This window comes from Bacillus sp. J14TS2 (genome assembly GCF_018333015.1).
In the GTDB taxonomy this organism is placed as follows: domain Bacteria; phylum Bacillota; class Bacilli; order Bacillales; family Bacillaceae_C; genus Lederbergia.
Genome location: NZ_BORE01000002.1, coordinates 33928 through 49419 on the forward strand (window position 1 = coordinate 33928; position 15492 = coordinate 49419).

Genomic DNA, 15492 nt, shown 5'->3' on the forward strand with positions numbered 1-15492 from the left:
CGGGATAAAGTATGGGCCAGATTAAAAAAGGTGAGATTAGCATGTCACAAAAATATGTTGTTGTTGATTTAGAAACAACAGGAAATATGTGGGGAAAAGGAGATCGCATTATTCAATTATCCGCAGTCGTGATTCTCGATTCCCAGATCATTGATCAGTATACAACGTTCATTAATCCAGGAATTTCCATTCCACCCTTTATTGCTGAACTAACTGGCATTGAAGATGAAATGGTAGAGGATGCGCCCCATTTTTCCGAGATTGCTGAGAAAATCCAAACGTTACTTCGCGATGCTGTTTTTGTCGCACATAACGTTTTGTTTGATTTAGGATTTTTACGAAAAGAAATGGAAGTGGCAGGGTATTTTAATGTTTTTTCAAACGCCATTGATACAGTAGAGTTAACTAAAATTTTATTACCAGAGTCTCCAAGCTATAAATTATCTGATCTCTCCGATGTCTTAGGCTTTGATCATGATCGTCCTCACCAAGCTGATAGTGATGCCTTAGTCACGGCAGAATTGCTGTTAATGCTTATTGATAGAGCTAAACAATTACCTATCATAACGCTAGAAAAATTAACGGAGCTTGCTTTTTATTTAAAAAGTGATATAGGCCCCTTATTTCATGAACTTTTACGTGAACAAGAAGCAAAGATAGAAAATTTAGCGGACGATTTGGAAGTACATCGAGGCATTGCTCTGAAGAAGAAAAGCAAACCAATTCATAACCAAATCCAAGACCATCATCCATATCCGGTGATAGCGGAAGAAAAAATCCGCTTGCTTTCCCCTCATATAAATGGTTTTCAAGCTAGGGAAATGCAGTTTGATATGATGGACACGATTTATGAAGCCTTTATTGATCAGCAGCATATGGTGGTTGAAGCAGGAACCGGAACTGGAAAGTCATTAGCCTATTTACTACCTGCGCTTTATGTGGCAATTGAAAAGCAACAACCTGTTGTGATCAGTACATATACGACACAAATGCAAGAACAAATATTAAACAATGAAATCAGAAGATTAGCTGAAGCCGTACCATTCCCAATTCAGGCTTGTATTGTAAAAGGTAGAAACCACTATATTCATTTATTAAAATTTGAACAAACTTTACGTGAAAAAGAGAGCCACTCCGATATTGTCCTGACTAAAATGCAAATTTTAGTTTGGCTTACACGAACAGAGACAGGTGACTTAGATGAGCTCAACTTTACTAGTGGAGGTCAATTGTTTAGATACAGAATTCAACATGATGGTTGGTTTACGGATAAAGAAAAGGACGCATGGCTGTCAAGAGATTTCTATCTTTTTGCACGTGAAAAAGCTCAGGAATCCAATATTATTATTACAAATCATTCCATGTTACTTTTGGATACAGAAAAGGAAATTCTGCCGAAATATCAATATGTGATAATAGATGAGGCTCATCATCTTGAACGAACGGCAAGAAATTCCTTTGGTGAAAAATTAGAATATAATTCGGTGAAATATTGGATCGGGCGATTAGGAACATTGGAAAAAGACTTTTTCTTTAAAACGCTAGAGTCACTTATTAAAAGCAAAAAATTAACACCGGCTATACTTTCGATGGAATTAGAACAGGCGATCCTGCAAATGGATGAAGAACTAGATATTTTATACGGCCAATTAGGGAAATTATTAGCTGATTCAAAGCAAAAAAATAAAGGAGTGCAAACGAGAAAAGACTTTTTCCGTATTACGAATGAAATGAAAGAAAAGCGTACATGGCAATCGATTGTCATGTGTGCGGAAAGAGTTTATGATCAACATCGATTGATCAAAAGAGGGTTGGAAGAGCGACTAGTATTAATAAAAGACCATAAAGAAAAACTTACGATTGCCGAACAGGCTTTTATTGAGGAAATGAATAGTTTTATTCGAGAATGGATGGCAATAGGCAAGAGGATAAAAGACATCTTTATTTCCCCTGTGGAAGAAGAAATTCTATGGCTGCAAGGTGATATAAAAGCATTGCCAACAAGTATTACAATTCGAAACGAACCTACGGAAATTGGTCCTTTCTTAAGGGAGCAACTATTTCAGCAAAAAAAGTCGATCGTATTAACATCAGCTACTTTATCTATTCAAGGATCTTTTCACTATTTTTTATATGAGTTGGGACTTACAAAGGATGAGCTGATTCAGAAAATTTATCCATCTCCCTTTAAATTTGAAAAAATGGCTAAGCTTCTAATTCCAACAGATTTACCTGAAATTCGTGGTCAGGCGATGGATCATGATATTGAAATGATTGCCAGTCATCTGTTGGCGATTGCAGAGGTAACCAATGGCAGGATGTTAATTCTATTCACATCTTATGACATGTTAAAGAAGACGTATTATTTGGTAAAAGAGGCAGGGTGTTTGGAAGATTATGCGATTTTAGCGCAAGGAATTTCAGCCGGAAGTAGATCAAGACTCATTAAAAACTTTCAACAATTTCAGAAGGCCATTCTTTTTGGTACTAGTAGTTTTTGGGAAGGTGTAGACATACCTGGAAAAGATCTTTCTTGTCTGATCATCGTAAGGCTTCCTTTTGCACCACCTGATGAACCAGTGACAGAAGCAAAGTATGAAAAGATAAAGGAAAAAGGGATGAATCCTTTTACTACTTATGCCTTACCTCAAGCGGTACTCCGCTTTAAACAAGGATTTGGGAGATTGATACGCGGTGAAGAAGATCGTGGTGTTGTGGTTGTATTTGATAAACGGTTAGATACAACTTCATACGGGAAGGTATTTTTACAATCCATCCCACTGATCCCAATTGAGAGAGGACCGCTGCCTGTCATATTGGATGAGATCCAGCAATGGCTTGAATGAGGCTGTAGGATTTCTACAACCTCAATCATGTGGGCTAAAATTTATTTTAAAACGCAAAATCCATCATCTTTCAACAAAAATCCTGTTATAATGATGGGAGACATTGCTTACCTAGTAGTATGACCTTTTTATGGAGTGATATGATGACATTTTTTATGCGCAATAATCATGTAAAAAGGAAAAATGTAAAGGAATGATGGTAGTGAGAGGGCTCGTATGAAAAAATGGATTTTAATTGTAATAGCAAGCATTATCCTTTTGGGTTCGGCACTCTTTTTTTACATATACGAATCAAGTCGTGCTCCGTTAAAGGAGATGAAAGCATATGCTGAAGAAAGAGCAAAAGCGGAAGCTGAACTAACAAAAATCGACGAATTTTACTTATATAATGGCACTGAGACTCATTATGTCATTGTAGGAGAGAACAAATCTGGAGAAAAGTTAGCTGTTTGGGTTCCGGAAAAGAAAGATAAAGAAATAGTCGAGAAAAAAATGGCCGATGGTATCTCAATGCAGGATGCCATTGCAAAATTAAACCAAGAAGAAAACCCGAAAAAAATTATGGGAGTAAAACTTGGAATGGAAAAGGATTTGCCACTTTGGGAAATTTCGTATCTAGACGAACAGTCGAAACTCAATTATTATTATATTCATTTTGATACTGGTAAATGGTGGCGAAAAATTGAAAATTTATAGTAGAGAGAGGAATTATCATGACAATTCATTTGGCAAATCGTGTTGAAACACTAACTCCGTCCACAACTTTGGCTATTACCGCTAAAGCAAAAGAATTAAGGGCGCAAGGGATGGATGTCATCGGTCTTGGAGCAGGAGAGCCTGATTTTAATACACCAAATAATATAATTGAAGCAGCTTATCGTTCTATGAAAGAAGGGAAAACGAAGTATACACCTGCTGGAGGATCACCTGAGCTTAAGCAGGCAATCATTGCAAAATTAAAAAAAGATCAAGGTCTTGAATATACCCCTGCTGAAGTGATCGTAGGGAATGGGGCAAAGCATATCCTATACACATTATTTCAGGTTCTTTTAAACCCTGACGATGAGGTTGTTATCCCGACACCTTATTGGGTTAGTTATCCTGAACAGGTGAAATTAGCAGGGGGAGTACCCGTTTATGTAGATGGAGAAGAACAGCAGGACTTTAAAATCACACCTGAACAATTAGAAGAAGCTATTACACCTAAAACAAAAGCATTTATACTAAATTCACCCAGCAACCCAACAGGTATGCTCTACACGAAAGATGAATTAGTTGCATTAGGGGAAATTTGTTTAAAACATCAAGTGTATATTGTGTCTGATGAAATTTATGAAAAGTTGATTTATGGGGATAATAGTCATACATCGATTGCAGAAATTTCTCAAGACCTGAAGGAAATCACCATACTGATCAATGGTGTTTCCAAATCGCATTCCATGACGGGATGGAGAATAGGTTATGCAGCAGGAGACAAACAGTTAATTGCAGCTATGACAGACCTTGCGAGTCATTCTACCTCTAATCCGACGACTACTTCTCAGTTTGGTGCGATTGAGGCTTATAATGGTTCACAAGCGGCCGTAGAAACCATGAGAACAGCTTTTGAAGAAAGACTAAATATTATCTATCCAAAACTAGTCTCGATCCCAGGAGTGACATGTAAAAAGCCACAAGGAGCCTTTTACTTATTTCCGAATGTCAAAGAAGCTGCAACTTTAACAGGCTATGAAACAGTGGATCAGTTTGTAGCGGGATTATTGGAGGAAGCGTTAGTGGCGGTTGTACCGGGGTCCGGTTTCGGCTCAGCAGATAATATCCGTTTGTCTTACGCAACATCTTTAGAAAATCTAGAAGAAGCGATTAAAAGAATCCACACTTTTGTTCAAAATAAAATAAAGTAAATAGTAAAGAGGATGTTCAAAAAGTCTGGTGAAAATGACACTGTGAGCTAAAGGTCCTTCGACTATGTGCTGACACGTCTTGTGTCAAACAGTGAAGTTTCCACAACACGCGGAAGTCCCCCTAGGATGTACTAGTGTTGGCCGTTCATCCTTATTAAGAAAGTTTGTACGTCGCTAAACGGGCGATTGCGCTTTTGTTTTTTTATTCTACTTTTTGAACATGTATTTAAACGAATTTTTTGTATGATGAAAGGACGACTAGTATGAAAGTATCAATTTCTGAAGTAAATAAATATGTAGGACAGGAAGTTACAATTGGGGCCTGGTTGGATAATAAGCGCTCAAGCGGGAAAATTGCATTTTTGCAATTACGTGATGGAACTGGCTTTATCCAAGGTGTTATGGTTAAGAGTGAAGTAGACGAATCCCTTTTTCAAAAAGCCAAATCCTTATCTCAAGAAACATCTCTATTTGTTACAGGGGTAATCCAAGAAGATAGTCGTTCTTCATTTGGCTATGAATTATTAGTTTCAAATGTAGAGGTGATTCATGAAGCAGTTAATTATCCAATCACACCTAAAAATCATGGAACCGAGTTTCTGATGGATCACCGTCATTTATGGCTCCGTTCTCGCCGCCAACATGCTGTAATGAAAATCAGAAATGAGATTATTCGGGCCACTTATGAATTCTTTAATTCACATGGATTTGTTAAAATCGACCCGCCAATTTTAACAGGCAGTGCCCCAGAAGGAACAACAGAGCTTTTTCATACAAAATATTTTGATGAAGATGCCTTCCTATCGCAAAGTGGGCAGTTATATATGGAAGCTGCGGCAATGGCGCTGGGAAAAGTATTTTCTTTTGGTCCTACGTTTAGAGCGGAGAAATCAAAAACTCGTAGACATTTAATTGAATTTTGGATGATTGAACCTGAAATGGCCTTTTACGAGTTTGAGGACAGTTTAAAAGTTCAAGAAGAATATGTCGCATTTATCGTACAATCCGTATTAAAAAATTGTTCCCTAGAATTAGAACGACTTGGAAGAGATACAACGAAGTTAGAAAAAGTGGTGGTTCCATTCCCACGTATCACATATGATGATGCAATTGAATTTTTACATGAACAAGGCTTTGCTGATATAGAGTGGGGAGATGACTTTGGAGCTCCTCATGAAACTGCCATTGCTGATCATTTTGATCAACCCGTTTTTATTACAAAATATCCAACGAAAATAAAGCCGTTTTATATGCAACCGGCGCCTGAAAACGATGATGTTGTCCTTTGTGCGGATATGATTGCACCTGAAGGCTATGGAGAGATCATCGGTGGATCTGAAAGAATTCATGATTTGGAATTATTGAAGAAGAGAATGGAAGAACATCAGTTGCCACAAGAAACCTATGAATGGTATTTAGATATTTCTCGCTATGGTTCTGTCCCACATTCCGGATTTGGGTTAGGTCTAGAACGGACTGTGGCATGGATAGCTGGAGTGGAACATGTTCGAGAAACAATCCCATTCCCGCGTTTATTAAATCGTCTGTATCCTTAAGTGCGTAACATTTTGGTGACTAAGAGGAAACCAGAAGCTCGTTTATGAAAACATCCAGATAAAGAGACTATCCACGATAGGTTAGTCTCTTTCACTCATGTTCCTAAGAAAACGAAAAGCGAGGTGTTACAAAATGGATCAAGACTTAATGGTATCGTGGATTGAAGCAGGAACAATACAAATTCCTGTTCTGCTTATTCAAAAATATCGAAACTTAGGATTGGATGAGAAGGAGCTTTCTTTAATCCTTCAAATTATTGCTTATAAAGAAAAAGGGAATGAGTTTCCAACGCCTGAACAAATTGCTGAGAGAATGACGATTACTCATAATGAATGTTCATCCATTCTTCGTAAGCTCGTTCAACATGAGCTGATAAAGATTGAACAGCAAAGTAACAAGGGGTTAGGCTTTGATCAATATTCTCTTACACCTCTCTGGTATCGGCTTGCAGAAGAAATGATAAAAGAAAGAAAACAAGACAATCTTAAAAATGTGTTAGAAGCAGAACAAGATTTATACACGATCTTTGAGAGCGAATTTGGCAGGCCGCTATCTCCAATGGAGTGTGAGTCATTAGCAATGTGGGTCGATCAAGATGGACAAGAGCCAACATTGATAAGGGCTGCCTTAAAAGAAGCAGTGATGTCAAATACGCTTAATTTTCGCTATATTGATCGAATTTTATTTGAGTGGAAGAAAAATGGTATACAAACTGTTGAGCAAGCAAAGATTCATAGTTCGAAATTTAGACAAAAATCAAAAGCCAGCAAACCAACACAATCGACATCAAAGACAATGCCTGTTTATAATTGGCTTGAGCAATAGGGTGAGAGAATGTTAAATAAACAACAAATACGCTTCTGTTTGGACGAGATGGGGAAGATGTTTCCGGATGCTCATTGTGAACTGGTTCATTCCAATCCTTTTGAGCTTGTTATTGCGGTTTCCTTATCTGCGCAATGCACGGATGCATTAGTCAATCGGGTAACAGAGCAATTATTTACAAAATATAAAAAACCTGAAGATTATTTAGCCGTTCCTTTAGAAGAGTTGCAAACGGACATTCGTTCGATTGGCTTATTTCGTAATAAAGCAAAGAATATTCAAAAGCTATGTCAAATGCTATTAGCTGAGTTTGGCGGGGAAGTTCCGAGAAATCGTGAAGAACTTGAGAAATTACCTGGTGTAGGAAGAAAAACAGCGAATGTTGTTTTATCAGTGGCATTTGGCATCCCAGCGATTGCTGTTGATACCCATGTAGAACGAGTCAGTAAACGACTAGCTTTTTGTCGCTGGAAGGATAATGTACTTGAAGTTGAAAGGACTTTAATGCGGAAAATCCCTGCAGAAGAGTGGTCTGTTACACATCACAGAATGATTTTCTTTGGTCGTTATCACTGTAAAGCGCAAAAACCACAATGTGTAACCTGTCCCTTAAACGAGATATGTAGAGAGGGAAAAAAACGCTTGAAAAAGCAGACACAAGGAGCGATCTCCTAAGTAGTAGGACTTAATATTAATATAAAAAAACGTCAATCTCTTATTAGCTTGAGAGATTGACGTTTTTTTATAGCTGTGTTAGAAGGAGGGAGAGGAAGGATTCCTCCTTCTAACTCTTACTCTGATTCTCCCGCATTTGCGTCCTCTTGGTCAGGATTATCATCTGCTTCATCCTGATTGGTTGTTTCTTCTGATTCTTCTTGTTCCTCTTGTTCCTCTTCTTCCTGAGCTTGCTCTTCGTCTTCATTTGCCTCGTTCTCTTCTGGTTGTTCTGTGTCTTCTTCCTTTTCCTCGTTTTCCTCTTCTTGTCCCTGATCATCCTGATCTTCCGCTTCATCAGAGGCATCATCCTCAGGAGGGGTAGCTTCTTCTTCCTCTTCCTCCTCTTGTTTAGGCACGGTCACACTTGCTGTTCCAGCACTACTTTTTTGGCCTTCGAAAACAGCTGTGACTTCTACGCTATAAGTCTTTTCAGGTTCTACATCCTTCAGCACATAGCTTCGGTCCGATACGTCTCCGAGCGATTTCTTCTCACCATCAATTGTTATGGAAACATTGAATACTAAGCCCTTTTTATCGCTATCAGGGTGATCCCAACTAAACTCAATTTCATTGGAGTCTTCATGATATTTCCCATCTACTGATGGTGTATCTAATTTATCAAAACTTGTAGAAGTTTCCTTCGGCTCTGTTCCAGCTACAAAATATTCATAAATGATATTACTCTCTGGTGTATATTTACTTGGTTTCTTTGCTGGGTTAGAGCCTTTTTCAACAGCTGCTTTTACTACACTTTTCGGCATTGTAAAATCCGGAGTATCAATGCCTTGAGAGACATGAGTCATTAAGTTTTTATATAATTCTTTAGCAATTTGTTGATCACTTCCGGCGCGTAAAGGCTTTTTGCGATCTTCATAACCCGTCCATACGGCTATCGTATAATTGGTTGTGTAGCCTGCAAACCAAGCATCAGGAACATCTTTTCCTTCAGGGTCAAGACCCCAATCTTCAATTTGTTGGGCAGTGTAATTAGTCGTACCCGTTTTTCCCGCTGCAGGGAGTCCAGGAATAATTGCACCACTTCCCGTAGCACCAGCTTTACTTGAGATGACATCTTTAAGCATACTTGTAATCATATAGGCGGTTGAATCCTTCATCGCCAGTTGTGGTGATACTTTATTGACAATTTCTGTTTCATTATCCTTCAGAATAATTTTCTTCACGGTATGTGGCTTATTATATGTTCCGTTATTTCCAAAGGTTGCATATGCTCCAGCAAGCTTTAATGGAGAAACATCTTCAATAGCCCCAATAGACGCTGATTCATTTTCAATTTTGTCATATTCCATTCCAACCTTGGCAGCAAAGTCTCGCACTTTATCATTACCTACGGCTTGAAAAGCTTTAAGGGCTGGAATATTTCTCGATTTATATAGGGCTTCCCGAATCGACATTTGGCCATCGTACGTGTTATTCCAATTTCCAATCGATTCACCAGTGCTATACTGATAAGGTTCATCAACAATTTGCTCATAGGTTGACCAATTTAAGTTCTCAATCGCAGGTCCATAGTCGAATATCGGCTTAATAGTAGAACCTGGTTGCCGCTCTGAGAGCGTCGTAGCAAAGTTTCTGCCCCGTTTTATATCTTTGTAGCGATTCCCGCCAATTGCGCGGATTTCACCTGTTTGCGTGTCTGTGAGTACAAGTCCAGCTTGCATTTCTTCATCCGGGAATTGGACAACATCATTATCAAAAAACATTTTCTCTGTATATTTCTGTGCTTCTGGATCAAGTGTAGTGTGGATCGTTAACCCATCCGCATACACATTATAGTCACCCATTTCTTCCACTTCACGAATCACTTGATCAACGAAGGAATCATATTTATAAGAGGATTCTTGATTTTCCTCTTTTGGAATCACGGTATCTGTAACGGATATCTCTTTAGCCGCATCCATTTCTTCTTTATTTATTTTTCCATGCTGATACATTAACGACAAAACAACATTTTTTCTTTTATCTGCTTGTTCAGCATGGTCGTATGGCTCATAGCGGTTAGGCGATTGTGGTAGCCCGGCTAAAAAGGCTCTCTCCTGTAATTCTAACTCGTCTAAATCTTTGCCAAAGTAATAATCAGCAGCTGTAGCAATGCCGCTCACACCATTCCCATAATAAATTTTGTTCACATAAATTTCAAAAATTTGTTCCTTAGAATATTCCTTTTCCAATTTTATCGAAAGCCAGGCTTCTTGTGCTTTGCGTTTTAATGATTTTACATCTGATAAAAATGAAAGCTTTACAACCTGTTGCGTAATAGTAGAAGCACCTTCAGCCCCAAATCCACGCGTAATATTAGCAAGCACGGCTCCGGCAAGTCGTCGGAAATCAATGCCTCCATGTTTATAGAAGCGAACATCCTCTGTTGCTAATACTGCATCAACCACCTCATCGGGGATCTGATCAAACTCGACAAAATCGCGATTTTCTGTACCGACTGTGGCAAAGACATCACCATTTACATCAAGCAAATCTGATGCGACTGGGTCAATTAATAGTACCTTATCCAGTGGGGGGGCACCCTTTGCATAAACCGCAAATGTTGTACCTCCAGCAATGACACCGACGAGACCAAGAATAAAAATGGTTAGAAATATCGTTTTAAAGACTTTTCTTGCTTTTTTAGGTTGTTTCTTTTTATTTGAAGGTTGTTTTTTTCGTGCAACCCGGCTTTGACTTTGATTATTATCTGCCATATGGAGTTCCTCACTTTCAAAGATGTTAAAGAAGGTTTAATGCTTGGATTTTTTTTATATAGTCAATTCTCGGTTGTAATCCATAGGGGATGTGAATCCCGTTTTGTATAATCTCATCCTTCTTTATGGATTTTCTCCCTCCATTCATCATGCGTTCCCAATAAAAGAATAAAACTTTCCCTTCTAGCAGAAAAACTTCATCTGTTGTCGCAAATCTTACAATCACAAAGGTGATCCCATTTTGCTCAACCACACTTTTCATATGCTCAATTTGGTGTTGGTGAAAATTTTTTAAAGGAAAAGAGCTATTGCTTTTTGTTTCTTTTGCTTCAAAATCGATATATTTACCATTCCAAACGCCATTATAATCTGTCGTGGATGCCTGACGAAAATAGGCCTCCTTGATGACAGCGGCACTTCTTGAAGGATAGTCTACATTCACAATTTGAATAGGGGTAGGCTTCTTATGAATAACCGCAATATTATGGGTAAGATAATATTGATTGGTTTCGTTTAAATCCTCCTCTAATGTCATTCCTCTGTTACTATACGATCTTTGTTTGCCTATCTGTTTTCTTTCGTTTTTACCATTTGTATTGCCTTGGTATTTTTTCCCATTGGGGTAATGAAAAACCATCAAGATCCACCTCACTCTAATTATATCATACCCTTCATAAAGGAAAAATCTTACATATGGGAGTGTAGCTTTTTTTCCTACGATTGTATATACGTTTCAAATGCAAAAAAGATACATGAAGTTCAGTTAAATGGACAAGTTAAACACGAAAAGGAAGTAGAAGCTAAGGAAGGATGATAAATGTGGCAAAAAATAAACAAAAAGAAGAAAAGAAAAGAATAAAGGACCAACCAACAAAAGCAGGGGAAGGAAATCCTAAACTAAATGGTCCCAACCGACCATCCACTTAAAACTTGTCGAAAAAATGAAAAAGAGAGAAGGTAACCACTTTGTTTGCCGAAATGCTTCTAGTTTTGTCAGCCTAGCAGGGATCGCTACGATAATGGTGAAATACTAATGCAAAGGCAGAGGATGGAGGCAGGAATGTGACTAAAAAAGAGTTATTAAACCGGTTGGAAGATATCCAAATGCAAATGAATTTAGTGGAACAAATGCTGAAAGACAAATCTGCACTGAGCAAAAGGCAGGTTACGCTTGATGGGAAACAAAAGGAGTTTATCAATCTAGAGCAGGATAAAGCAAGAGTTGGGCTAGAAACAACGTATGCTTTAGCAGAATAGTCCATTCATTTTTTGTTAGACTTATTTGCTTCGATATGTTAATAGCAGTAAAATGGAAAAGTAGCGGGATTATAACCAGCTACTTTTTCTTTTTAAAAAAGTTAGTTTATACATAACGAGATCCATCATAACTGGTCAAGAAAAGCGCAAGGCGCCCGCCTATCGGCGACAAGCAAATGTTCTGAGCCAAAGAAAGGCGTTCTTTGCCTTTCATTGGCTCAGGTTATTTCGTGGAACATCGGCTAAGGTCGCCACGTCCTGTGGCAACGCCGATGGACTCGCTCCTGCGAGCCTCGAGCCGATGGCGCCTGGAGCTAGACACCAACCACAAGGTAAACAGTTATCCACAAGCGACAATTTTATAGTTTCCTTAACAAGAACAAAAGCGCAAGCGCCCGTTTAGCGACGTACAAACTTTCATAGTAAGAATGAACGGCTAAGACGTGCCATCCTGGCGGCAGACTCAAACGCGACGACAATCGCAACGTCTGCACTAGTACATCCTCTACGTCGCAACGCCGATGGACATGCAATCCTGTGGAGCCTGCGCTGGAGCTGGATGTAGACCGCGACATAAGCTAGTTAGCCACAAGCCAAGAATTTATTATTTCCTAAATCACAAGAAAAAGGGGGAGGTAGGAATGGAAATAAATAATCTAAAAAAATTAACAGAACAATTATATACATTTAATAACGATGCCCATAAGACTTTTCTTAAACATCGAGAAACGGGTGAAAAAGGGGACTTTTTTAAAGAGGTAAAGCCTTTTGCAGATCAAGTAAAGGTCTGTTGTGATCAATGGGAACCACTTGCGGTGGAGTGGTCGATGCAAGAAAAACCAAAAAATCTTCACCCCATGCAAATTCGTAATACAGCAGAAAATATTCAAATGGTTTCAATCCGTGCTTTTTTCCCTGAATCCAGTTTGAAGCGATTTAATTCTCATATTCAATCGATTGATTTTATTCTGCGGAGGATGCTAGAAGAATTAGCGGAGGAGTAGCACCATTTTCAAAGGTTGGGCATAAGGTGTAGTAGAAATTTATAGAAGGAGGGGTAAAATGCAGCCATTTCCGATCATAAACGGTCAACAACGATATTATCGAAATGCCTACCCTTACGCTCATCCTTATCCTCCTACACCATATCCAACAAACTATCAACCAGGCATTCAGTACGGAATGAATAACCCTTATGCTGTACCTTATCAAAATCAACCGCCATCTTTACCGCAGAAGCAATATAATAATTCTGCCTATTTATTTCAAAACCCTCTACAATCTGAAGAGGAGTATCAGTACAATCACCAAACAATCCCTTATGCAAAACCACATTCACAATTAAATCAAGCAAAACCAGCGAAACCGCTCAATTCCGTATTTCAATCATTTAAATCGCAAGATGGATCATATGACTTTAATAAGATGGTGAACACTGCTGGTCAACTCGCAAATGCCATTAATCAAGTGTCTGGAATGGCAAAAGGGATTGGCGGTATGTTTAAACTTTAAAAAGGAATCGATTTTTTGTGATCGATTCCTTTTTACATTAATCTTTTCATTTTAATCAATGGATAGCTTTTTTCCACGTTCTTTCGGAATCCTAATATTGAGAATGCCATCTTTGTATTGAGCAACGGCTTTATGTTGGATTGTAGGCTTTGAAAGTGGAATGGTTCTAGAGGATTTTTTCCATAAGCCCTTTTTATGAAAGCCTTGGTTTTTTGTATCTTCTTTTTCATACCGTTCTTCCTGTTGAACATTGATCGTTACATATTGCGGCAAGATTTCTAGTTCAATTTGTTCTTTTTTTACACCAGGAAGTTCTGCTGTAATGAGATATTCCTTACTGTTTTCAGTAAAGTCTACTGGAAATCCTCCGAATGGTTTTGCTTGAGTAAAAAAATCGTTCATACTTTGTAAAAGTCCATGATTTGGCGATTCCGTAAATAAGCGATCCATACTATGAATTAAATGCTGAAAGGGTTCACTTATATTATTCATATTCTTAGGCTTTTCCTTCAATTTTTACACCTCCTACATAGTCTGTTGTATCGTATGAATATTAATTTTAAAGAGTTCAATAAAAAATCCTCAATTTCTAACTTAATGGGGAATAATTGCTGTATCCAGATAATTCATTTCCCGGGCAAGCGCATATTTCGACGGACTTGTCAAGTGTTTAATCAACTAAAGGTGATTTACGGTAGAAATTTGTTGATTTTAGTATTTTTTCGTCAGTTGTTATTGCAGATTTAATTTAAACTTCTCACATTTTAATTCAGAAATTGGGTTTTATGATTAGTACATGTATCCACTAATTTTCATAGGTTATAAATGAAAGGAAAAGATGACAAGAGAGAGGAGCTTTTTTATGAATAAAAATTGTTGTACTAAGGTGTTGCCAGCGGTTGTTCATCCAACGAAATGTTGTGTGAATCATACGTGTCAAAACTATATCGTTCCAGAAATCCATCCTAGTCATACAACAACAGTAAATCATGAAAATTTTATTCATGAGCATTATTTCCCGCATACCCAGTCTGTTGTGAATGAGGTATCCAATCAACAAGTGATGATGCCGGGTTCAGGGCCAATGTCTGGTGGGCCTATGTCAGGACAAATGTCGGGACCAGGTTTTGGACCACGCCCAGGATTTGGACCAAGACCCAATTTTCCATATTAATTTATTTTGCGAGGACATTATGTCCTCGCTTTTATATTTCTGAACCCATATAGCCTTTTTGGGACGAAGGTTGGGCCTATAGTCATAGATTTTGTACAAGTATAAAATAAACCATCTTGAAAAATTGACAAAATGGCATTATTTTGGAAGAATAATGATATGGTAGTGTGAATTTTAAGGTGGTGTTTTGGATTGTTAGCAGATCGACTAAAATTAACTGCTAAAGAAATATTAGAAAAGGAATTTAAAACAAAGTTCCGCGGTTATAAACAAGATGAGGTAGATCATTTCTTAGATCAAATTATTAAAGATTATGAAGCCATGCATCAAGTAGTAGAAGAATTGCAACAAGAAAATACTAAGTTGAAAAAGCAAGTAGAAGATCAATCCCGTCGACAGCCGCCACCAGCACAACCTGCTGGAACGACTAATTTCGACATTTTAAAGCGACTTTCTAATTTGGAAAAACATGTATTTGGCAGCAAATTGGACGAATAATTGTCCATTCTTTTTTTACCACTTGCATGTAAGGGAAAAAAGAGATAAAATAATATCTTGGTATGAATCATAACATCTGGGTAATCGCTGCTCATCGCAGAGGAAAGTCCATGCTCACACGGTGCTGAGATGCCCGTAGTGTTCACGCCTAGCGAAACAATAAGCTGGGGCAGCTAAGATCATTCTTAGTTGACGGCAGGGAAAATACCTACGTTATTTTGATAATATGGTGTTGCTACCTTTAAAGTGCCACAGTGACGGAGCTCTGTTGGAAACGACAGAGGTGGAACGAGGTAAACCCCGTGAGTGAGAAACCCAAATTTTGGTAGGGGAACTTTTTCGCAGGAAATGAACGAAGAAAAAGGCAAGATGAACTTGCAGATAGATGATTACCACCGGAGTACGAGGTCTACCTATGATCGCTTGGAGTACGATGGTACAGAACATGGCTTATAAGATGTTATGATGGAACTCTCACCTTTTATCAG

At 38.2% G+C, this 15492-nt stretch carries 14 protein-coding genes and 1 other RNA gene; 12 read left to right on the forward strand and 3 right to left on the reverse strand.

Annotated features, from left to right (window positions below; genetic code table 11):
• Positions 1-41 precede the first annotated feature (41 nt).
• The 6 genes from dinG (at position 42) to nth (ending at position 7807) form a co-directional block, all read left to right on the forward strand.
• Complete coding sequence (gene dinG / locus KI375_RS02780; RefSeq protein WP_212972044.1) at positions 42-2846, forward strand: ATP-dependent DNA helicase DinG; 2805 nt, start codon at positions 42-44, stop codon at positions 2844-2846.
• Between the two features lie 216 nt (positions 2847-3062).
• Entirely contained in the window at positions 3063-3542 is a 480-nt protein-coding gene (locus KI375_RS02785) for a cell wall elongation regulator TseB-like domain-containing protein (RefSeq protein WP_212972045.1), read from the forward strand.
• A 17-nt stretch (positions 3543-3559) separates the two neighbouring features.
• Entirely contained in the window at positions 3560-4750 is a 1191-nt protein-coding gene (locus tag KI375_RS02790) for a pyridoxal phosphate-dependent aminotransferase (RefSeq protein WP_280528621.1), read from the forward strand.
• A gap of 263 nt (positions 4751-5013) precedes the next feature.
• Positions 5014-6306, forward strand: coding sequence for an asparagine--tRNA ligase (asnS, locus tag KI375_RS02795; protein WP_212972046.1), 1293 nt, complete (start codon positions 5014-5016; stop codon positions 6304-6306).
• A 133-nt stretch (positions 6307-6439) separates the two neighbouring features.
• Positions 6440-7132 (forward strand): DnaD domain-containing protein, encoded by a 693-nt coding sequence (locus KI375_RS02800; protein ID WP_212972047.1) that lies wholly within the window; start codon positions 6440-6442, stop codon positions 7130-7132.
• A gap of 9 nt (positions 7133-7141) precedes the next feature.
• Positions 7142-7807 (forward strand): endonuclease III, encoded by a 666-nt coding sequence (nth, locus tag KI375_RS02805; RefSeq protein ID WP_212972048.1) that lies wholly within the window; start codon positions 7142-7144, stop codon positions 7805-7807.
• A gap of 116 nt (positions 7808-7923) precedes the next feature.
• Here the strand turns inward: nth and KI375_RS02810 are convergent, their stop codons facing one another.
• Together KI375_RS02810 and recU are read right to left on the reverse strand one after the other, a co-directional pair.
• Complete coding sequence (locus KI375_RS02810; protein WP_212972049.1) at positions 7924-10563, reverse strand: penicillin-binding protein 1A; 2640 nt, start codon at positions 10561-10563, stop codon at positions 7924-7926.
• A gap of 25 nt (positions 10564-10588) precedes the next feature.
• Positions 10589-11200: a Holliday junction resolvase RecU gene (recU, locus tag KI375_RS02815; protein WP_212972050.1), complete on the reverse strand. Its 612-nt coding sequence runs from the start codon at positions 11198-11200 to the stop codon at positions 10589-10591.
• A gap of 425 nt (positions 11201-11625) precedes the next feature.
• On the opposite strand from recU, the gene KI375_RS02820 reads away from it, so the two are divergent.
• The 3 genes from KI375_RS02820 (at position 11626) to KI375_RS02830 (ending at position 13332) form a co-directional block, all read left to right on the forward strand.
• Entirely contained in the window at positions 11626-11820 is a 195-nt protein-coding gene (locus tag KI375_RS02820) for a hypothetical protein (RefSeq protein ID WP_212972051.1), read from the forward strand.
• A 641-nt stretch (positions 11821-12461) separates the two neighbouring features.
• A complete protein-coding gene (locus KI375_RS02825; RefSeq protein ID WP_212972052.1) occupies positions 12462-12824 on the forward strand; it encodes a YppE family protein in 363 nt (120 codons plus the stop codon).
• 58 nt (positions 12825-12882) lie between these two features.
• Entirely contained in the window at positions 12883-13332 is a 450-nt protein-coding gene (locus KI375_RS02830; protein ID WP_212972053.1) for a YppG family protein, read from the forward strand.
• 51 nt (positions 13333-13383) lie between these two features.
• Here KI375_RS02830 and KI375_RS02835 read toward each other — a convergent pair whose 3' ends face one another.
• Positions 13384-13845, reverse strand: a complete 462-nt coding sequence (locus tag KI375_RS02835; RefSeq protein WP_212972054.1) for an Hsp20/alpha crystallin family protein — start codon at positions 13843-13845, stop codon at positions 13384-13386.
• Positions 13846-14194: 349 nt separating this feature from the next.
• Between KI375_RS02835 and KI375_RS02840 the strand changes: the two genes are divergently transcribed.
• The 3 genes from KI375_RS02840 (at position 14195) to rnpB (ending at position 15462) form a co-directional block, all read left to right on the forward strand.
• Positions 14195-14506, forward strand: a complete 312-nt coding sequence (locus KI375_RS02840) for a spore coat protein (protein WP_212972055.1) — start codon at positions 14195-14197, stop codon at positions 14504-14506.
• A 192-nt stretch (positions 14507-14698) separates the two neighbouring features.
• On the forward strand, positions 14699-15004 hold the full coding sequence (gene gpsB, locus KI375_RS02845) for a cell division regulator GpsB (protein WP_212972056.1): 306 nt from the start codon (positions 14699-14701) through the stop codon (positions 15002-15004).
• A gap of 72 nt (positions 15005-15076) precedes the next feature.
• Positions 15077-15462: RNase P RNA component class B (rnpB, locus tag KI375_RS02850), an RNA gene on the forward strand.
• Positions 15463-15492: the final 30 nt, after the last annotated feature.